Origin of the sequence: Erysipelatoclostridium sp. AM42-17 (assembly GCF_003480255.1) — a bacterium.
In the GTDB taxonomy this organism is placed as follows: Bacteria; Bacillota_I; Bacilli_A; order Erysipelotrichales; family Coprobacillaceae; genus Faecalibacillus.
In genome coordinates, this window is record NZ_QUIN01000014.1 from 1 (window position 1) to 20257 (window position 20257).

At 30.1% G+C, this 20257-nt stretch carries 21 protein-coding genes; all 21 read right to left on the reverse strand.

What is annotated here, in order from left to right:
* Positions 1–55: 55 nt before the first annotated feature.
* Positions 56–679 carry a ribonuclease HII gene (locus tag DW911_RS06375; RefSeq protein ID WP_118607615.1) on the reverse strand — a complete coding sequence of 208 codons (624 nt, stop codon included), beginning with the start codon at positions 677–679 and terminating at the stop codon, positions 56–58.
* Complete coding sequence (ylqF, locus tag DW911_RS06380) at positions 672–1529, reverse strand: ribosome biogenesis GTPase YlqF (protein ID WP_233541817.1); 858 nt, start codon at positions 1527–1529, stop codon at positions 672–674. The genes DW911_RS06375 and ylqF overlap by 8 nt, the downstream gene beginning before the upstream one ends.
* 2 nt (positions 1530–1531) lie before the next feature.
* Positions 1532–2077 carry a signal peptidase I gene (gene lepB, locus DW911_RS06385; protein WP_118431693.1) on the reverse strand — a complete coding sequence of 182 codons (546 nt, stop codon included), beginning with the start codon at positions 2075–2077 and terminating at the stop codon, positions 1532–1534.
* Positions 2078–2159: 82 nt separating this feature from the next.
* Positions 2160–2510 (reverse strand): 50S ribosomal protein L19, encoded by a 351-nt coding sequence (gene rplS / locus DW911_RS06390; protein WP_118431695.1) that lies wholly within the window; start codon positions 2508–2510, stop codon positions 2160–2162.
* A gap of 107 nt (positions 2511–2617) precedes the next feature.
* Positions 2618–3337, reverse strand: coding sequence for a tRNA (guanosine(37)-N1)-methyltransferase TrmD (gene trmD, locus DW911_RS06395; RefSeq protein WP_118431697.1), 720 nt, complete (start codon positions 3335–3337; stop codon positions 2618–2620).
* Entirely contained in the window at positions 3327–3815 is a 489-nt protein-coding gene (gene rimM, locus DW911_RS06400; RefSeq protein WP_233541818.1) for a ribosome maturation factor RimM, read from the reverse strand. Before rimM ends, trmD begins: the two co-directional genes overlap by 11 nt.
* A 37-nt stretch (positions 3816–3852) precedes the next feature.
* Positions 3853–4101, reverse strand: a complete 249-nt coding sequence (locus DW911_RS06405) for a KH domain-containing protein (protein WP_118431701.1) — start codon at positions 4099–4101, stop codon at positions 3853–3855.
* Positions 4102–4103: 2 nt separating this feature from the next.
* Positions 4104–4376: a 30S ribosomal protein S16 gene (gene rpsP / locus DW911_RS06410; RefSeq protein WP_118607616.1), complete on the reverse strand. Its 273-nt coding sequence runs from the start codon at positions 4374–4376 to the stop codon at positions 4104–4106.
* Between the two features lie 84 nt (positions 4377–4460).
* Positions 4461–5855: a signal recognition particle protein gene (ffh, locus tag DW911_RS06415; protein ID WP_118431705.1), complete on the reverse strand. Its 1395-nt coding sequence runs from the start codon at positions 5853–5855 to the stop codon at positions 4461–4463.
* 9 nt (positions 5856–5864) lie between these two features.
* Positions 5865–6194 carry a YlxM family DNA-binding protein gene (ylxM, locus tag DW911_RS06420; RefSeq protein ID WP_118431707.1) on the reverse strand — a complete coding sequence of 110 codons (330 nt, stop codon included), beginning with the start codon at positions 6192–6194 and terminating at the stop codon, positions 5865–5867.
* Positions 6194–7177, reverse strand: a complete 984-nt coding sequence (gene ftsY, locus DW911_RS06425; protein ID WP_118431709.1) for a signal recognition particle-docking protein FtsY — start codon at positions 7175–7177, stop codon at positions 6194–6196. The genes ylxM and ftsY overlap by 1 nt, the downstream gene beginning before the upstream one ends.
* 13 nt (positions 7178–7190) lie before the next feature.
* Positions 7191–10142 carry a chromosome segregation protein SMC gene (locus DW911_RS06430; RefSeq protein WP_118607617.1) on the reverse strand — a complete coding sequence of 984 codons (2952 nt, stop codon included), beginning with the start codon at positions 10140–10142 and terminating at the stop codon, positions 7191–7193.
* 15 nt (positions 10143–10157) lie between these two features.
* Positions 10158–11543 (reverse strand): sensor histidine kinase, encoded by a 1386-nt coding sequence (locus tag DW911_RS06435; RefSeq protein WP_118431713.1) that lies wholly within the window; start codon positions 11541–11543, stop codon positions 10158–10160.
* A complete protein-coding gene (locus tag DW911_RS06440; RefSeq protein ID WP_118431715.1) occupies positions 11540–12214 on the reverse strand; it encodes a response regulator transcription factor in 675 nt (224 codons plus the stop codon). The genes DW911_RS06435 and DW911_RS06440 overlap by 4 nt, the downstream gene beginning before the upstream one ends.
* Before the next feature lie 98 nt (positions 12215–12312).
* Positions 12313–13962, reverse strand: a complete 1650-nt coding sequence (locus DW911_RS06445; RefSeq protein ID WP_233541819.1) for a CvpA family protein — start codon at positions 13960–13962, stop codon at positions 12313–12315.
* Positions 13943–14893 carry a DHH family phosphoesterase gene (locus tag DW911_RS06450; RefSeq protein WP_118431717.1) on the reverse strand — a complete coding sequence of 317 codons (951 nt, stop codon included), beginning with the start codon at positions 14891–14893 and terminating at the stop codon, positions 13943–13945. The genes DW911_RS06445 and DW911_RS06450 overlap by 20 nt, the downstream gene beginning before the upstream one ends.
* Before the next feature lie 79 nt (positions 14894–14972).
* On the reverse strand, positions 14973–16193 hold the full coding sequence (locus DW911_RS06455; RefSeq protein ID WP_118431719.1) for an acyltransferase family protein: 1221 nt from the start codon (positions 16191–16193) through the stop codon (positions 14973–14975).
* A 103-nt stretch (positions 16194–16296) separates the two neighbouring features.
* On the reverse strand, positions 16297–17496 hold the full coding sequence (locus tag DW911_RS06460) for an acetate/propionate family kinase (RefSeq protein WP_118431721.1): 1200 nt from the start codon (positions 17494–17496) through the stop codon (positions 16297–16299).
* Positions 17497–17611: 115 nt separating this feature from the next.
* Positions 17612–17827 (reverse strand): alpha/beta-type small acid-soluble spore protein, encoded by a 216-nt coding sequence (locus DW911_RS06465; protein WP_118431723.1) that lies wholly within the window; start codon positions 17825–17827, stop codon positions 17612–17614.
* A gap of 56 nt (positions 17828–17883) precedes the next feature.
* Positions 17884–19080, reverse strand: coding sequence for a tRNA uracil 4-sulfurtransferase ThiI (thiI, locus tag DW911_RS06470; protein WP_118431725.1), 1197 nt, complete (start codon positions 19078–19080; stop codon positions 17884–17886).
* A 3-nt stretch (positions 19081–19083) separates the two neighbouring features.
* Entirely contained in the window at positions 19084–20217 is a 1134-nt protein-coding gene (locus DW911_RS06475; protein WP_118431727.1) for a cysteine desulfurase family protein, read from the reverse strand.
* Between the last annotated feature and the right edge of the window lie 40 nt (positions 20218–20257).

Below are 20257 nucleotides of genomic sequence, written 5' to 3' on the forward strand. Positions count from 1 at the left end.
CTAAAGTTGTCCCCTAAATAATTTGGCTTTCCCCCTAAATTATTTGGTTACCCCTTTATACGTCTAAAGATAATTGTTTTTGTAATACCGCTTGTACTGGCTTAAAACTTTTACGATGAATAGGACATGGTCCGTATTGAGCTAATGCTTCTTTGTGGTATTTAGTTACATATCCTTTATGCTTTTCAAAACCATATTGAGGATAAGTTTTACTATGTGCTATCATTAAACGATCTCGCGTTACTTTGGCTAAAATACTAGCTGCTCCAATTGACATTGAAAGAGCATCTCCCTTAATAATTGCTAGATGTTCAATATCGTGTAGTGGCATAGCATCAGTTAAAGCAAAGAGCCCATCACGTTTTAATGCTTCTACGCATTTTTCCATTCCCAGTTGACTGGCACGATAAACATTCAATTCATCCACATCTTCAACAGAAATGATTTCAATATGATAAGCAAGTGCATTTTTAATAATTTCATCATAAAGCAAAGATCGTTTCTTTTCACTCAGTTGCTTTGAATCGTTAATCCTTTCATCATAATAACCTTTTGGAAAAATAACACCAGCAACAACTAATTCACCAGCCATAGGACCTCTTCCCGCTTCGTCAAGACCGATAATATACTGATAACCCTGTTGATAGTACTCGTTTTCAAATTTCAAATGATCAATCATGTGGCGTCTCCCAAGTGATACGAGCGACTGCACCGTCGAAAATATCTTTAAAAACCAATTCAATCACACGATCATAATCCGTTTGTCCTCGTATTGGTTTGATTTTACGATTATTAGCAATATCATCAAAACACTTTTCAACCCAATCCCCATCTAAATCAATTTCAATTTGATAACGGTCTTCAAAAGCTCCAGGATAATGATTAACAATATATTTTACAGCATAAATAAACAAATCATCTAAAGGTAAAATTTGTTGCTTAATTGATCCAATTAATGCGATATTTCTTGCTACTTCTTCACTTTCAAATTTTGGCCATAGTACTCCTGGTGTATCAAATAATTCAAAATCTTTATCAACCTTAATAATTTGTTGTGCTTTAGTTACCCCTGGCTTATTACCCGTCACTGTTGCTTTTCTTTTAGCTAAACGGTTAATAAATGTAGATTTACCAACATTAGGAATACCTAAAACCATTGCTCTCATTGCTCTTGGTTTTAAACCTTTTTTGCGTTCGCGCTCCATTTTTTCTTTTAAAATATCTTTACACATAGAAATGATTTGTTGATATTCATTAAAGTTTTTTAAATTAACAAGCATTGCATAATAGCCCTTTGCTTGATAAAAATTCAACCATTGTTGACTCATCAAAGGGTCAGCAAGATCTTTCTTTGTCATTACTATCAAACGGGGTTTTTGGTTGATAATTCCATCGAACATAGGATTTTTTGATGCGTAAGGAGCCCTTGCATCCACAAGTTCAATAACAATATCAATTAATTTTATTTTATCATTTATTTCTCTTTTTGCCTTAGCCATATGACCAGGAAACCATTGTATTTGTGCCATCTTTAATCCATCCATTTCATATGATTAAAAGGATATAAAACTAATCCTCTTTTTCCTAAAATATCTTTAAAATGAAAAGTACCTAAAGTTCTTGAATCAGCTGAATGCAAACGATTATCACCTAAGACAAAAAATTCATTATCTTTCAAAGTAATTGAAAAATCGTTTGTAAACTGTTCGGCATGACTTTCTTTTTTGGCTTGTTCAACATACTTTTTATTCAAGTAATTTTCTTCATAAAACTCACCATTAATATAAAGTTTATCGTTTTTATAAACAATTGTTTCACCCGGTAAACCTATTACTCTTTTGATAATCTTTTTATCCAATACTTCACAATTTAAAACAACAACATCAAAACGCTTAATGTTTTTTTTGTTTAAATTAACCATTGATACTAAAGCAATATCTTGATCACTCAATGTGGGATACATTGAACTTCCTTCTACTTTAATTGGCAACAACAAATATTGAAAAGTTACAACCATAGCTAAAACCATTGCTAATAGTTCAATAATTATTTTAATCCACTGCGATATTTTCTTCATATTATTTCCTCTTATTCATGTAATAAGATTATACTCTTTTTTATTTGTCAAAGAAAGAAAAAAAGAAATGGTTTCCCATTTCTTATTTTCTAATTTCTTTAATTCTTGCAGCTTTTCCAGATAAACCACGTAAGTAATGTAATTTTGCTCTGCGTACTTTACCAACTTTAACAACTTCGATACGATCGATAATTGGTGAATGAACTGGGAAAGTTCTTTCTACACCAACTTGGTAAGAAATTTTTCTAACTGTAAAAGTTTCAGCAATTCCTTGACCTTTCTTAGCGATACAAACCCCTTCAAATAACTGAATACGGTATTTATTACCTTCTTTAATTTTTACATATACTTTTAAAGTATCTCCAGCTTTGAAATTAGGGATATCAGATTTTAATTGTTTTTTTGTAATTTCTTCAACTAATTGTAAATTCATCTTCATTCTCCTCTTTCTTCATTAATAGTCTTAGATGTTCATTCGATTAACCAGCGGAACATTTGCAGTCTTGCGACTTGTATATTATACCATTATTAAATAATAAATCAATGTTTTTCTTCTATTTCTGCCAACATTTTTAATTCTTCTTCATTAAATTCATAATTTTCTAGCAAATCTGGTCTTTTAATATATGTTTTCTTTAATGATTGATATTTACGCCACTTACGGATATTTTCGTGATGACCAGAAAGCAACACTTCTGGAACATCATTACCATCATAACTAAAAGGACGCGTATATTGTGGATATTCTAATAAGCCAGCAGCAAAAGAATCATCATCGTGACTTTCTTGACGAATAGCACCATCAAGTAAACGAATAATAGCATCACTCACTACCATACTCGATAATTCACCACCCGTTAAAACATAATCACCTATTGATAACTCTAAATCCACATAATCTCTTACTCTTTCATCGAAACCTTCATAATGACCACAAATAATAACAAGATGTTTAAATGTCGATAATTTTTGGGCTACACCATGATTTAAAGTCGTACCTTGAGGCGACATTAAAATAACAAAGCTATCATCATCAACAGTTGTTTTTAAACAATCAACAATTGGCTGACACATTAACACCATCCCTTGTCCTCCGCCATAGGGATAATCATCAACATGTTTATGTTTATCAAGTGTAAACTCTCTAAAATTATGAAGGTTAATTTCAACAAGGCTCTTATCAATTGCTCTTTTGATAATTGATGTATTTAAAAATCCAGTAAACATTTCAGGAAAAAGTGTGAGTATATCAATCTTCATCAACAAACCCCTTAATTAACTCAACATCAATACGTTGATTATCAATGTCCTCATTTTTAATAAATGCATCAACATAAGGAATAGACACTTTTTTCTCATTTGTTTTTATAACTAAAATATCATGAGCCCCATTATTAGATATTTCAATAACTTTTCCAAGATAATTTTGATAATTGTAAACATCGCATCCAATTAAATCCTCATAGAAATACTCACCTTCATCTAATTCGATATCATCTTTTGAACCATATACAAATAATCCTATATATTTTTCAACCAAATTGATATCTTGCATATCTTTAAAGCTCACTAAATAGTTTCCTTTATGCATTCTTACTGTTTGAATAACGAAAGGGTTTTGATCAATATAAATAACATTCCCTACAACAAATCGTTGATCAGAAAAATCACTATATGATCTAATTTTTAATTCACCTTTTAATCCGTGTGTTCCTAAAATTTTACCTATCTTTAACATTCTCATTCCTCCAAAAAAATAGATGTGCCAAGCACATCTATTCATAAGATTCGAACTTAATATCTAATTTTTTATCAGATAAACGTCCTGCAACAGACATGAACTGACGCATCGAATTTGCCATAACACCTTTACGTCCAATAAGTTTTGCAATGTCACTCTTTGCAGAGAATACATGTAAAACCACAACGTTTTCATCTAATGAAGGCATTTGTCGAACTTCTAGATGTTCTTTGTCTTCTACCAATTCAATTGCAATATCTTTTAATATTTTTGCGTAATCCATAATTATTTTCCTGATTTAGATTCAGCAAATTTTTTCATGATACCTTCTTTAGATAATAAGTTTCTAACAGTATCAGATGGTTGAGCTCCAGTGTTTAACCATTTTAAAATGTTTTCTTCTTTTAAAGTAACTTGAGCTGGGTTTTTAGTAGGATCATATGTTCCTAATAATTCGATAAATCTACCATCTCTTGGTGCTCTTGAATCAGCTGCTACGATTCTATAGAAAGGTGCTTTTTTAGCTCCCAATCTAATCATTCTTAATTTAACTGCCATTTATATTTCCTCCTATAATTTCTAATTAACATGGTTAATTTAACATACTAAAGAAAAGGTGTCAAGTATTTTTACTTAACACCTTTATTTTTTCTTTCTTTTTTTATGACGGACTTTTTTACGATTTGCATTTCCTACAAAATGATTACCACCACGTCCAGGCATAGGCATTCCTGTATTAGGATCTAAACCTGACATTTTTTTCATCATTTGTTTAGATTGATCAAATTGCTTTAATAAACGATTTACTGCTTGTAAATCTTTACCACATCCAGCAGCAATTCTTTGTTTTCTAGATAAAGAAATAATACTTGGGTCTCTTCTTTCCTCTTTTGTCATTGAGAAAATAATAGATTCAGTTTCTTTTAATCTCTTTTCTGAGTCCTCATCATTAATATTTGGCATTTTAGGCATTCCAGGAATCATTTTTAAAATTCCTGATAATGGTCCCAACTTTCTTAACTGTTGCATTTGTGCCAACATATCATCTAAACCGAATTGTCCTGATTGCATACGATTAAATGCTTTCATTGTTTCTTTTTCATCATAAACATCTTGTACTTTTTCAACTAAAGAAACAACATCTCCCATTCCTAAAATACGATCAGCCATACGATCTGGATAGAATAAATCAATAGCATCTAATTTTTCACCAGTACCAATAAATTTTATAGGTACATTTGTAATGTGACGAATTGATAAGGCACCACCACCACGTGAGTCCCCATCTAATTTCGTAAGCACTGCACCAGTAATAGCTAATTTATCATTAAATGATTGTGCTACATTAACAATATCTTGTCCAGTTAAGGAATCGACAACCAATAAGATTTCATCAGGATTCGCAATCGATTTGATATTTGCTAGTTCTTGCATTAATGGTTCATCAATGTGTAAACGTCCAGCTGTATCAATAATAATAACATCATGATGATTTTCTTTTGCATAAGCCATCGCTTCTTCAACAATCGACTCTGCACTTTGACTTGTTCCTTTTTCATAAACAGGTACTTCTAATTGTTCTCCTAATATAACTAACTGATCAACTGCAGCAGGACGATAAATATCAGCTGCAACAAGTAATGGTTTTTTCCCATATTTTTTTGTAATTAATTTAGCAATCTTCCCTGAAGTAGTTGTTTTACCAGAACCTTGTAAACCTACCATCATGATTACTGTTGGTGATGTATCAAAAGAAACCTCACTAACACTACCACCTAGTAATTCAACTAATTCATCATGAACGATTTTTACTAAAACTTGTCCTGGTTTTAATGAACCTACTACATCAGCACCTATCGCTTTCTCTTTTGTCGTTGCGATAAAGTCTTTAACAACTTGATAATTTACGTCTGCTTCCAATAAGGCTAACCTAATTTCAGTTAGCATTTCTTCAATGTTTTTTTCTGTTAACTGACCTTGCCCAGATACTTTCTTTAAAGTACTTTGCAATCTTTCAGATAATGAATCAAATGCCATATAATCCTCCTATATTTCTCTTAACATCTTTAAATGATCCTCAATATTTTGATGATCCGACTGAATTTCTTCTTCTAATTGGTTAATTAATTTCAATCTTTCCTGATGTTTTTTTAATAATTGTAATTTTTCTTCATATTTTTCTAAAGAGTGAATTGCTTTTTTAATATTGTCATAAATTGCATTTCGACTTACATCTTTCATTAATGCAATTTCAGATAAGGATAAATCATCATCATAATAAAGATGTAAATACTCTCTTTGCTTATCCGTTAACAAATTTTCATAACAATCCATCAATAAATTAATATGTTGCTTTTTCTCTAATAAATCTTCCATTATTGACCCTCAACCAAATTCTTACATAAACCATAAATATATTGTTCAAGATCAAATTCTTGTAAATCATCAACCTGTTCTCCCAAGCCTACAAATTTAACGGGTATATTTAATTGATCTTTAATAGATAAAACAATTCCACCTTTGGCTGTTCCATCCATCTTAGTCAAAACAATTCCTGTAATATCAGTGATTTTTGAAAACTCGACAGCTTGCGAAATACCATTTTGTCCTGTTGTTGCATCAACTACTAATAATGTTTCCTGTGGACCATCAGGAACAACTCTTTTAATAATACGATTCATCTTTTCTAATTCGTTCATTAAATTCACTTTATTTTGAAGGCGACCAGCAGTGTCACAAATCAAAACATCTGCCTGTGATTCTTGTGCTTGTTTTAAAGCATCAAAAACAACTGCTGAAGGATCACCACCCTCTTTACCTTTAACAATATCTACACCAACGCGTTTTGCCCATACATCAAGTTGATCGATTGCACCCGCACGGAATGTATCTCCCGCAGCCACAATAACTTTTTTTCCTTCTTGGCTAATACGATGTGCTAGTTTTCCGATTGTTGTTGTTTTACCAGCGCCATTAACACCAACCATCAAAATAACAGTAAGTCCTTCACTAGCGTAATTAATCTTAGTAGACATGACGCTTTCGTTTGCATAAATCACAAACATTTTATCAACAATAATATCATTAATTAAACGAGGATCAGTAATATTTTGTAATCTCACTTCCGTTTTAATTTCACCGACAATTTTGATGACCATTGAAACGCCAACATCAGCCATAATTAAAATATTTTCTAATTCTTCAAAATACTCATCATTAATTTCTCTAAAACGAGCTGCTAGTTCATTGATACGATCAGACAAAGTTGTATTCGATTTATCTAATCCGGCCACATATTTTTCATTTTGTTTTGCTGATTTACCAACTAATTTTTCTTTAACTTGCTTAAAAAATCCCATTTTCTATCCTCCTTTATGCCTGATTATCAGAAAGGCCTATTGCTTCTTCAAGTTTAACACTTACCAACTTAGTGACCCCTTTTTGTTGCATTGTTGCCCCATACAAAAGATCGCATTCTTCCATTGTTCCTTCACGATGAGTAACAACAATGAATTGTGTTTGCGTAGAAAATTCTCTTAAATATTTAGCAAATCTTTCCACATTGGCAATATCCAACGCTGCTTCTACTTCATCTAAAATACACATTGGTACTGGTTTAACACGAAGTATCGCAAATAAACATGAAATTGCAATTAACGCTTTTTCTCCTCCAGAAAACAAAGTAATATTTTGTACTGCTTTTCCCGGAGGTTGGACATCTATATCTATTCCTGTTTCTAAAATATTATCAGGATCAGTATATTTAATTTCAGCATGACCACCACCGAATAATGATCTAAACACATGATTAAATTCATAATTGATTTTTTCAAATGTTGTCGAAAAACGTTCAATCATAATTTCATCCATTTCATTAATGGCCTTAAGAATCTTATCTTGAGCAGCAATCAAATCAAGTCGTTGTGTATTCATTGATTCATAACGTGAAGATACTTCTTTATATTCTTCAATCGCATCTACATTAACATGTCCTAAAGCATGAATTTCATTTCTTAATGTGGCAACTTGATATTTTGCATTTTCAATATCTATTTCTTCATGATAAGTTTCTAAAGCAAATTCATATGTCATTGAATAATCTTCATTTAAACGATTTAAATAATTATTTAAATCTCTTTCTTTAGTTGCTGCAAGAATTGCTTTTTCATTTAATTTTGCTTGAATGCCGTCTTTTCCTTTTCTTAAATCTCTTAATTCAACATCTAACTGTTCATTTTGATTTGTATAGTTCATTCGAATTGCTCTTGAAGAACGTAACTGTTCATCAAGATCTTCTTTTTTCTTAACCGCATTATTCAATTCGTTAATTAAATTATTATTGGTTTTTCCAGAAGAAAAATCTTCAAATTCTGTCTTTTGTTGAGATAATGTCTCATATTCTCCTTTAGCAAGAGTGATTTCTTCTTTTTTATTTTGAATCACAACTTCCAATTTTGCATAAGACATTTGTTTTTGTAATAAAGATTGAGAAATATCTCGTGATTTATTTTCTAGTTTATGTAATAAATCCCTTTTTTCAATCATGTTCATCTCTTCATTTTTAATATCAACAGTTAATTGTTCAAGTTCTCTTTTTTGTGCCATAGTAGAATGATTTTTTCGATTGAGCGAACCACCTGTTAATGAACCACCAACATTGATAATATCGCCATCTAATGTTACCACTTTATAACGTGTAAAAGTGGCTTTAGATATAGCACTTGCATGCTGTAAAGTATCAGCAAGAATAACATTTCCAAGTTGATTTAAAATAACATTATCGATTTGCTTTTCACTTGTAACATAATCACTTAAAACACCGAGATATCCGTCACTATTTTGGCAAATCAGATGATGTTCTTGACGTAAAGTTCGTGGTTCCATGATTGAAACTGGTAAAAAAGTAGCTCGTCCAGCACGATTATCACGTAAAAATTTAATAGCTTTACGTGCTTGAATATCATCTTGAGTAACCACAAACTGCATAGCTCCTCCAAGAGCCACACTAATAGCAAGATCATACTTTTCATCATATTCTAATAAATCACCAAAAACACCTACAATTCCAGGATTAGAATGAGCTAAATCCATAATTGCTTTTACTCCGGCATGATAATTAGATCGACTTTCTATTTGTTCTTGTAAAATATCTTTTCTTGATTTATCTCTTTGAATTGAAGAAGTTAAACGTGTAATCTCATCTTTTAAAGATGACATTGTCCGTTGCATTTCATCTTGATCATTTCGCATTTGATTCAAATCTTTTTCTGTTTGTTGGAAACGATCAATACGATCGTTATACTCTTCAATAGCTTCTGATATCATTTCTTTTAAATGACTTAATTTTAGTGCAATATCTTCATTATTTGTATTTTCTAAAACATATTTACGCTTTTGATCAATTTCAACTTTTGCCATTTCTAATCGTGACACATCAGACATCGCTGTATAAACTTGTTCTTGTAATTGATCAATGTGACGATCTAAATTATACATTTCTTTTTTTATTTCATCATTAGCATTTTGTTTTAATAAAATATCAGCATCTAAAGATGCTTGTTTTTCATTAAGTTCTTTAATAATACCACTTAATTCATCAAGTACAATTTTTGTATCATGTATTTCTTTAACTAAAACATTCACTTCAACTGATTTAAGTTTTTCTTTTAAATCTAAATATTTTTCAGCTTTTTCCTTTTGCCTTTTTAAAGGATTCACTTGCTTTTCTAATTCATAAACAATATCCGCAATTCTTTCTAAGTTATCTTGTGTTCTCTCTAATTTTCTAATTGACTCTAGTTTTCTCTTTTTGTACTTAGATACACCCGCCGCTTCTTCAAAAATAGCACGACGATCTTCTGGCTTGTTATCTGCAAAATGAGAAATATTGCCCTGAGAAATGATAGATAAAGAATCACGTCCTAATCCTGTATCCATAATAAGTTCAGTAATATCTTTTAAACGACATTGCTGCTTATTGATATAGTATTCAGCTTCATTTCCTTGACGATATAATCGTCTTGTAATTTCAACTTCATTATAATCATACTTCATAGTACGATCAGTATTATCAAAAACCAGTGTAACCTCAGCAACATTTTGCGCACGACGATCTTCTGAACCAGCAAAAATGACGTCAGCCATATTGCTTCCACGTAAAGATTTTACAGATTGCTCACCTAAGACCCAACGTACTGCATCAGAAATATTTGATTTTCCACAACCATTAGGTCCTACAATTCCTGTAATACCAGGTTGAAACTCAACATTGACTTTATCTGCAAACGACTTAAAGCCATGCAATTCTATTCTTTTTAAATACATATTTTAACCTTTCTTTTAAGATTTATTAAATGATAATCTTTCTTTTAAAGATTCTTTTTCTATTGGTAATTTTACAATAAAAGTTGTTCCAACATCGACCGTTGATAGAACATCAATTTGACCATGATGTAAATCTACAATAGATTTAACTATCGCTAAGCCTAGTCCATTACCATCAACACTGCGTGCCTTATCTTCGCGATAAAATCTTTCAAAAATATGAGAAATAACTTCTTTACTCATACCAATACCTGTATCTTCAAAAGTAAGTTCAACTTCTTTAGATGTCTTTTTAATCATAATTGTAATTAAACCATTTTGATTTGTATATTTGATTGCATTTGACAATATATTAGTCCATACCTGCTCTAATCTTTGTTCATCACCTACAATAAATATATCTTTTTTAGGTTTTTCAAATACTATCTCAATATCTTTTTGGTTTGCTTGAGACTCTTGTAAAGAAATAACACGATTTATTTGATCTACTAGTGAAAATGTAGTCATTTCTAAAGTAATTTCTTCTCTATCAAGCAGTGTCAATTGTAGCATATTTTTAGCTAATGTTGAAAGTCGTTTACTATTAAATAATATAATATCTAAATATTTTTCTCTTTGTTCTTTTGGCAAATCTTCCTCTTTTAAAATATTAGCGAACCCTTGTATCGAGGTAAGGGGTGTTTGAAACTCATGAGAAACATCTGAAATAAACTTTTGCCTTGTTTCATCTTGCTTGGCAAGTTGTTGTGCCATCTGATTAAACCCTTGATTCAAACGAGATAACTCGTCTGTTCCAACACAATCTACTCTTACATTATAATTACCTTTTGATAATTCCTTTGTAGCTTTTGTAAGTCTTGTAATAGGTTTAACGATTATGTCTGCCACTGCCAGAAAAACAACACTTCCTGACAAGAAAATACATCCTAAAATTAAAACAGCAGAACTAATAAAAGAATTTTTATCACGGCTCATATCTTTTTGAACAAAAATATAATAATCTTTATTTTTAATATGTCTCAAATGACCATAAGAAAGAATATTGTGCTTATTAACATAAACCTTTTCATCGTTATTATCTTTCAAAAAATATTCAGCTATTTTTTCTTTTGAAACAGCATTACTTTTTTTACCATAAACATGATAACCATTATCCATTGAATAACAAACAACCGTATTTTCTGAAGATAAAGCATATTCTTGTAATGTATGATCAATCTTATCATCAGGAACATTTTCAATTAAACCACATACAAAATCACCTGTAGATTCTAATTCTTCTTGTACGTTTGATTCTATTTGACTGTAATTGCTTCTTACTGCTATATATCCTGTTACTGAAAAAGAAAAGATAATTGTTACTAAAAAGCCAAAAATAAGTTTTGCATAAATCGATTTCATCGATCAACCTCTATTTTATATCCTAGACCTCTTACTGTAACCACACTAAATCCCGGTAAATGACCAATATTTTCCCTAATTCTTTTGATATGAACATCCACAGTACGATCAAAACCATCATAATCCATTCCCCATATTTTTTCGATTAATTGCTCACGAGAAAAAATCTGATCTGGATGTTTAGCAAGTTCAAAAACAAGTTCAAACTGTTTTAAAGGCAAATGAATAATTTCATCATGATAACGTATTTCATATTTATCACCATCAAAAGCAACTTCACCTAATCGAATTACATTTGAGGTATTAATTTCATATCGTTTCATAATAGCTCGAACACGTGCCATTAATTCATTAGGATCAAATGGTTTTACTACGTAATCATCAACCCCTACTGAAAATCCTCTCAATTTATCTTTACTTTCTGCTTTTGCAGTTAACATAATACAAGGAATATCTTTAAATTCTTTTAAATTTTCAACTAACTCAAAGCCATCCATTTTAGGCATCATGACATCAATAATAGCTAAGTCTATATACTCTGATTCTAAAAGATTTAATGCTTCTTCACCATCACCGGCTTCAATGACATCGTATCCTTCTTTATTTAAATAAAATTTAATTAACTCTCTAATATCTTTTTCATCATCTACAACTATGACTTTTGGTTTCATAAATTACACCTCGATTCATGTATAAGATTATATCATAATTTATCTAAAATGAATATACTAACTCCTCAACGTAAAAAAGGCAGATATGAACATCTGCCTTATTGATATTCGATTTCACTTACAACTTGTGATGAGGAAGAAGTATCAAGAAAATGAATAGTAACTTGTTGTCCACTTTGTAATAGAGGCAAGTGATCTGAAATACTTATTGGTGCAATATAAACCGTATCACTACCTTCTAATTTGAAATAATAATAACTATTTCCTTCTTTTACTGCTGCTGTAATTTGACTTACTGTCCCTGTGAGTTTGACTTTCTTAGTTTTTGTATGTGTTTTGCCATTATCTCCAAGTGTTGCATAATATGCTTTTTCTGCTTCTGCAACAGTGCTTCCTGTTGCTACAATTTGATAGTTTTTAACACTAACAAATGCGTACTGTTTAACCAAGTTAGAACTATCTTTTAAAGATAAAAAGTATGTTGGTTCTCCACCCGCATTAATAAGAATTGGGAAAGTAGCATCATAGTGTAGATTTTGTACTTTTCCTTCTGCCGAAGACATTGCTGAGTATTCTTCAGCTCCTGATATATTATAATATTTTCCTTCTTTAGTTCTTAAATTAATCAAAGCAAATCCGACATTACTTGCATCTTTAGAAACTGATGTTAATCCTGTATATAAATAAACATCATCATTTAATGCCAAATAATTATAACCATCCGTTGGTTGTAATACACCCTTTTGAGAAAGTAAAGTATTAAGATATCCTTTACCATATTTACCATAGTTTTCTAATTGATTAATAATCAACTTAGCTGGATAAACACGATCGACCCAGTTTGGTATCTTATCAATATTATAGTATTGATGTTTTCCATTAACTGCATTAACTAAAACAGCGCCAACAATATCTTTTCCACCGAAAGGACCAATCTGATAATCATATACAGGTGCAATCCAATATGGTGTACCTTGCTCATCAATTTCAAATGCTAATTCATCAAACATTTTTGTAGGATAATTTTTTCTTAAATGTCTTTCTATTTTACGGGAAAAATGATCAGACTTAGAATATTTCATACCTTCTTTAAGTTTAATAACTTTAGATTCTTGAGAAACCATATCAACTGATATATATCCCGGTAAACCTTCTTTTCGATTTGTAAACCATTTAATTAAATCACTGTATTCTAACGGTGTAACTCTAACGGGTTTATTCTGATAATTAATTTGATCATATGATTCATCAACATCAAATTGTGAAACATAGTTCACCATTTGACCCATTTTACGGTCACCTAATTTAATAGCACTTTCACGATCAACAACTGGAATTGATTGATAAGAAATGGTTTTATTATCTTTGTAAAAATCAGCTTTTTTATTAAGTGTTAATTGTGTTTGATAACTTTTAGCATGAAAGTATGGTTGGCTATAAAAAGTTCCAACACCTAGATAAACTATAAACAACCCCGCCAAAACAAAACAATATTTAGATATTTTATTAAATTTCATTTGTAAAAATGAATATAATGTTCCAAATATCATTAAATTACATACTATATAAATAATAAATACTGGTGATTTTAGATTAAGTGGTACTAACATTAAATATTCACTTATGCCAATAATAATTATCATTATTAAGCATGATTTAAGTAAAGCTTTAGAACTTGGCTGATGCTTTATTGATTGAAATGAATTATTTTTGAAAGAATGGAAGAAATCATAAATTTTCTGTTTCATGTATAGCCTCCTTTAAATCAACAATTAAACTTTGTAATTCATCCAATGATTGCAACGTTGCTCCACTAGCAAAAGCATGACCCCCACCATGATACTTATTCGCAATTTCATTAATTTTAACACCTCGAGAACGAATACTCACACGCCAATTATGATCTTCTACATTTTCAGTAATGGCCATCCATACTAAATATTCTTTGTATCCCGAAAAAATATTAACAAAATCAGAACCCCTAGAACGAGGAATATCTAACTCTTTTAAATCTTCATCTTTTAAAACATAATAAGAAATGCGACCATCAACAACTTGATGATTATAAATAAAACGATTAATTTCAATATCTTTTGCATTCTTTAAATACATCGCATTATAAATTTCTTCAATATTAATCCCTTTAGTCATTAATAATGATGCTACATTAAATGTTTCGTCACTTGTACTGTTATACATAAAACGATTTGTATCACCAATTATTCCCATATAGATAGCACGTGCTCCTAGTTTACTTATATTTAAGTGATATTGTTCTTGCAACATTAAGCCTACTAATTGACTACATGAACTGGCTTGTGGATCTTCAAAATTAATAATTCCATATTGATCAACAACAATATGATGATCAATTTTGATAAGTTCTTGACATTGTTGATAACTTTCTCCATCAATTCTTTCATGATTTGCAGTATCCAATACAATTCCTAAAACCGACTGATTAAAATCAGGTAATTTTTGATCAACATCAAATCTAAATTTACTTACTAAATCACTTGAAAAATCTCCAGCTAAATATACTTTTTTATCATTAAAATTTGATTTAATCAAATCATACATTCCAAACTGACTGCCAAAAGCATCATAATCAGGATTAACATGTCGATAAATAACAATCTCTTGATATTCTTTTATTTTTTCAATTATTTCTTTAATCATTTTTATTTTCCTTTCACATTATTCAACACTATTATAGTGCGATTATATCATAAATAACTCATTAAAATCTCTTTTATTCCTACCAAAAAACATGTTTCTTTAATTCAATTATCATTTTTGAAATCATGTGTGTAATCAATAATACGATGATAATGTATAAAAAAGGCTGATTATAAATTCTTTTAAACTGTAATGATACGCCAAAAATAACCATTGGATGAATTAAATAGTAATACTTTGAATATTGTCCAAATGAAAATGAAAGATGAGATTTATTTTGTATATAGATTGTACATACGAATAAATAATAAGTAACAGGAATACATGATAATAAAATATTACTATCTAATCTTTTCGTATCATGTAATAATATTGCTTCAAAGATTAAAAAGAAAAAAGAAATAATTAATTTAAGAAAACAATAATTTGAATAAGCATGTTCTTTTAATGATATCTTGTACCCTAATACAACATAAAATAAACCAAAAAATAAAAAGTTTCGTGTAGTAAAAAAGATATGATAATAATGAGATACTACTTCTTTAATTGATATCGGTAATACTCCATAATATGTCTCCGTTGCCCCAAAAAGCAACAACAAAAATGATATCAATAATAAACTATGAATATTGAATTTCTTTTTCCATTTTTTTAAAACTATCAAAGATAAAATAATTGCTGGAAAATACCACAAATGATAATAAACCCCTGAATAACAAAGAACAACAATGACCACAATGGGCAATAATAACACAATCAAAACAACTGACCATAACATAGAAATATGAGGACCACCTAAATAGTCATTGATTTGGGATAAATATGGCACAATCGAAGCAATCATAACAGGCACATACATAAGACTCCAAAATAAATATAAAGGAATTGTTTTCTTTATATATAAATCAATATAACAAGGATTCTCTTTTTCTTTTTTAGCGACAAAGTAGCCTGTGATAACAAAAAAAATAGGTACACATATACGCGTAACAATATTATTAAAAGCTAAATCCAATTCATTAGAGAAATGAGCAAATGGTCTTAGGTGAAGAATAATAATTAAAATTGATGAAATATATTTAAGAATATTTAAATTTTGATAGTAAAGTTGATGAGTTTTAAAATTTATATCTATATTTCTTTGAATTTTTATCGTAAAAAAACTAAAAATAACGACCATCAAAAAAAGAACTGACGGTTTTGCTAATCCATTTTCTATTTGAAATACATTAATATACTTTAAAAACAAAATAAGTATTGCTATAAAAAAAGTGATGATTAATTCCTTTTTATACTTCATAAAATAATTTCCTCGCTTAAGAATTTAATTATAAATAATTATACAATAAAAAAGATGAATCACAATAGTATCAAGCCACGTCATTCATCTTTTTGTTTTTTTATTATTCTAAATTCAATAATCTTACTGTATCTCTTGCTATCATAACTTCTTCATTAGTAGGAATAACCATAACTTTAATTTGTGAGTATTGATGCGAAATAACACGATTTTCATCACTACGTGTATTATTTAATTCTTCATCTAAGAATACCCCAAAAGCACGAGACACGTTATCGATGATAATACGTCTTAAATAAGCAGCATTTTCACCAACACCCGCTGTAAAGACAATCGCATCACAGCCACCTAACTCAGCATAATATTGACCAATATATTTAGAAACAATGCGAGCATATAACAACCCAGTTAATAAGGCTCTTTCATCCCCTTCTTTAAATAATGCATTTTCAATATCACGCGAATCAGATGAAATACCAGAAACACCTAACATACCTGATTTTTTATTATAAATTTCTAAAACTTCATCTGGTGTTTTATTCAACTTCTTACATAGATAAGGCATAATAGATGGATCAACATCCCCACAACGCGTTCCCATCATCAATCCAGCTAAAGGTGTAAATCCCATTGAAGTATCAATACATTTGCCATCTAAAACAGCTGAAATACTTGCTCCATTTCCTAAATGGCAGATAATAATTCTTGATTCTTTAGGATCACCTAGCATATGAATAACTTGTTGAGCACAATACTTATGACTCGTACCATGAGCACCGTATTTACGTACCTTTAAATCAGTATAGTATTCTAATGGTAAAGGATATAAATATCTTTCTTTATCTAATGTTTGATGAAATGCAGTATCAAAAACAAAGACATGTCCCACATCCGGTAACGCCTCTTTAAATGCGTTATAACCAATGATATGTGCTGGATTATGAAGCGGTGCTAACTCAGCTAATTCTTCCACTTTTTTTACAACATCTTCATCAACAACAACTGAATCATCAAAGTATTCACCTCCATGAACAATTCGATGACCAACAGCATCTATTTCATTTAAATTTTCAACAATATGATAATCAACTAATGCCTTTAATAATAATTCTACAGCCACTTGATGATCAGGAATTGGTAATTCTTTTTTTATTTTTTCACCATTAACCTTAATAACAAAATTTCCTTTTTCTAGTCCAATTCTTTCTACTAAACCAGAAGTAATCACTTCTTCGCTTGGCATATTAAACAATTGAAATTTTAAAGATGAACTTCCTGCATTGACTGCCATTACTTTTCCCATAATACTCCTCCTAACATCATAATTCTATTGTACAAAATTCAAGACACAAAAACAATAGAAAATGATAGCGATTACAAAAAAAGACAATACTCATTAGCATTGTCTTTTTTATTTGTTATTTAGATTGGTTATAAGATGATCGAGACATTTGTTCTTGTCCCATTTGAACTAATCTTTTAGTGATTTCACCACCAACAGATCCATTCGCTCTAGCAGTTGTATCAGGACCTAAATTAACACCAAATTCGTTAGCAATTTCATACTTCATTTGATCAATGGCATTTTGAGCTCCCGGTACAACTAAACGATTACTTTTACTGTTTTGTGTCATGTGTATCACCTCCTGACACAACTATTTTGTGTCAGAATTCAAAAACTATGCATTTTTTAAAAAATTAATTCATTATTTTTATATTGATTATCAATGACAATTGTTTCCACTGTATCTACACACTCATCAACTAATGATTCATAATCAAAAGTAGCTTCAAAAGCTTCAGCTTTATATGATTTAGGTTTAGTAGCTGGCGCTTTAGGCGTAAAAATTGTACAACAATCTTCATGTGGACGAATAGAAATATCATACGTATTAATTTTATTAGCGATATCAATAATCTCTAATTTATCCAAACATAAAACTGGACGTAATACCGGTAACTTAATCACTTCATTAATAACTTGCATACTGTTTAATGTTTGTGAAGCTACCTGACCAATACTTTCACCATTTACCAAAGCCAAACAATGATTTTTTAAAGCCACTTTTTCACCAATACGATACATCATACGTCTCATTACAGTCATCGCATAACTTTCATCACAATGATCATAAACAGCTAATTGTAACTTGGTAAAGTTAACAATATGAACTGTTATTTTTCCATGTGTATAATGTCTTAACTGGTCAACTAAATCAAGCATTTTTTCACGGGCAAATTCATTTGTATAAGGTGGTGCCGCAAAATGAATACATTCAATATCAACTCCACGTTTTAATGTCAAATATCCAGCAACAGGTGAATCAATACCTCCAGATAACATTAACAGTGCTTTTCCACCAATACCAACCGGATAGCCTCCAGCACCTTTAATCACATCAGTCATAACATAGATTGCATCATGTCTAATTTCAACTGTAATTAACATTTCAGGATGATGAACATCGACCTTTAATTGACGATTTGCATGATGAAATAAATGTCCTGCAATTTCACGATTAATATCTTGAGATTTACCAGGAAAAGATTTATCACTTCTCTTTGTATTAATTTTAAATGTTGTTTTGTTATCTTCATTAACCAATTGAACAATGGCATCTTTAACAACATTTAAATCCTTCTCAAATTTAAAAGCATTAGAAAAAGAATGAATTCCAAAAACAGTTTTTAACTTTTCATTTACATCAAGATGATTTTCACCATTCAATAAAATATACATACGATCATATTGCAAATCATACTTTAATTTTTTAAAATCAGATAAAATCTCTTGTGTATTTTTCAATAATTTTCGCGTAAATAGTTTTCTATTTTTCCCTTTTGTTGTCAGTTCACCAAAACGAACTAATATATAATTTGCTTCCATTTCTTACCTCTGTTTCTTAATGTTCTTTAACGTTTCTTGTAAACAATACCCAAATTTATCAAGGTCTTCTTCATTTGTCAAATAACTTATACTCACTCTTAAAGCACTTTTAGCACGTTCTTGATCAATGTGAAGAGCCTTCATGACTCTAGATACATCGCTTGTTTTAGAACTACATGCACTACGTGTTGAAATATAAATATCTTTCGATTCTAAATCATGTAAAATTACTTCCGGTTTATAACCAATACAAGAAAAATTAATAATAGCTGGTGAACATATTCCACCACTATTAATAAAAACGCCATCAATATCATTTAAAATATCTCTTAAATAGTGATTTAGATGTTCCACTTTTTCTAAATGTTCTTTTTGATTTTCCAATGCAAGTCTTAATGTTTTAGCAAAAACAATATTTGTACAAGCATTACTTGTTCCCCCTCGTAATGAGAATTCTTGTTGTCCCCCATTAATAAGTGATACTAAACTTGTATGTTCATTTTTATATAATATACCACTTCCCTTTAACCCATTAATTTTATGAGCCGAAAAAGATGCACAATCTATGCCTTTTAAATCAATTGGCATTTTTCCTAAAGCCTGAACCATATCTACATGTAATTTAACCAATTCATGATCTTTTAAAACTTCTTTAATTTGTTCAATAGGTTGAATCGCTCCAACTTCATTATTAATAGCCATAATTGATACGAGTATTGTATCATCACGAATACTCTCCTTTAAATCTTGAATTGAAATATGTCCAGTTTGATCAACTGGTAAGTATGTGACATCAAAGCCAAAAACCGATTCCAATTGTTTACAGCATTCATAGACCGATGAATGCTCAATTGCGCTTGTAATTATATGTTTACCTCGATTTTGATATTGAAAAGCAATCCCTTTTATAGCCATTGTATTGGCTTCACTACCACAACTCGTAAATATAATTTCATTATTTTTTACACGAAACATTGAAGCAATTAAATCTCTAGATTTTTCCATTAAGCGATTAACTTCAATTCCCTTATGATAAATACTATCAGCATTATAAAAGTATTTTTGCAATAATTGATAATAAGTATTCAAAACCTCATCGTTTAAAGGTGTTGTTGCTGCATAATCTAAATATATCATTTTAGCCTCCTTATCTATTTTATTCCATCATTGTTGATAT

What these genes read in the sequence shown, in the direction of transcription:
- DW911_RS06375 (WP_118607615.1), bottom strand. Translation starts at nt 679, where the DNA reads ATGATTGATCATTTGAAATTTGAAAACGAGTACTATCAACAGGGTTAT.
- ylqF (WP_233541817.1), bottom strand. Translation starts at nt 1,529, where the DNA reads ATGGCACAAATACAATGGTTTCCTGGTCATATGGCTAAGGCAAAAAGA.
- lepB (WP_118431693.1), bottom strand. Translation starts at nt 2,077, where the DNA reads ATGAAGAAAATATCGCAGTGGATTAAAATAATTATTGAACTATTAGCA.
- rplS (WP_118431695.1), bottom strand. Translation starts at nt 2,510, where the DNA reads ATGAATTTACAATTAGTTGAAGAAATTACAAAAAAACAATTAAAATCT.
- trmD (WP_118431697.1), bottom strand. Translation starts at nt 3,337, where the DNA reads ATGAAGATTGATATACTCACACTTTTTCCTGAAATGTTTACTGGATTT.
- rimM (WP_233541818.1), bottom strand. Translation starts at nt 3,815, where the DNA reads ATGTTAAAGATAGGTAAAATTTTAGGAACACACGGATTAAAAGGTGAA.
- DW911_RS06405 (WP_118431701.1), bottom strand. Translation starts at nt 4,101, where the DNA reads ATGGATTACGCAAAAATATTAAAAGATATTGCAATTGAATTGGTAGAA.
- rpsP (WP_118607616.1), bottom strand. Translation starts at nt 4,376, where the DNA reads ATGGCAGTTAAATTAAGAATGATTAGATTGGGAGCTAAAAAAGCACCT.
- ffh (WP_118431705.1), bottom strand. Translation starts at nt 5,855, where the DNA reads ATGGCATTTGATTCATTATCTGAAAGATTGCAAAGTACTTTAAAGAAA.
- ylxM (WP_118431707.1), bottom strand. Translation starts at nt 6,194, where the DNA reads ATGGAAGATTTATTAGAGAAAAAGCAACATATTAATTTATTGATGGAT.
- ftsY (WP_118431709.1), bottom strand. Translation starts at nt 7,177, where the DNA reads ATGGGATTTTTTAAGCAAGTTAAAGAAAAATTAGTTGGTAAATCAGCA.
- DW911_RS06430 (WP_118607617.1), bottom strand. Translation starts at nt 10,142, where the DNA reads ATGTATTTAAAAAGAATAGAATTGCATGGCTTTAAGTCGTTTGCAGAT.
- DW911_RS06435 (WP_118431713.1), bottom strand. Translation starts at nt 11,543, where the DNA reads ATGAAATCGATTTATGCAAAACTTATTTTTGGCTTTTTAGTAACAATT.
- DW911_RS06440 (WP_118431715.1), bottom strand. Translation starts at nt 12,214, where the DNA reads ATGAAACCAAAAGTCATAGTTGTAGATGATGAAAAAGATATTAGAGAG.
- DW911_RS06445 (WP_233541819.1), bottom strand. Translation starts at nt 13,962, where the DNA reads ATGAAACAGAAAATTTATGATTTCTTCCATTCTTTCAAAAATAATTCA.
- DW911_RS06450 (WP_118431717.1), bottom strand. Translation starts at nt 14,893, where the DNA reads ATGATTAAAGAAATAATTGAAAAAATAAAAGAATATCAAGAGATTGTT.
- DW911_RS06455 (WP_118431719.1), bottom strand. Translation starts at nt 16,193, where the DNA reads ATGAAGTATAAAAAGGAATTAATCATCACTTTTTTTATAGCAATACTT.
- DW911_RS06460 (WP_118431721.1), bottom strand. Translation starts at nt 17,496, where the DNA reads ATGGGAAAAGTAATGGCAGTCAATGCAGGAAGTTCATCTTTAAAATTT.
- DW911_RS06465 (WP_118431723.1), bottom strand. Translation starts at nt 17,827, where the DNA reads ATGACACAAAACAGTAAAAGTAATCGTTTAGTTGTACCGGGAGCTCAA.
- thiI (WP_118431725.1), bottom strand. Translation starts at nt 19,080, where the DNA reads ATGGAAGCAAATTATATATTAGTTCGTTTTGGTGAACTGACAACAAAA.
- DW911_RS06475 (WP_118431727.1), bottom strand. Translation starts at nt 20,217, where the DNA reads ATGATATATTTAGATTATGCAGCAACAACACCTTTAAACGATGAGGTT.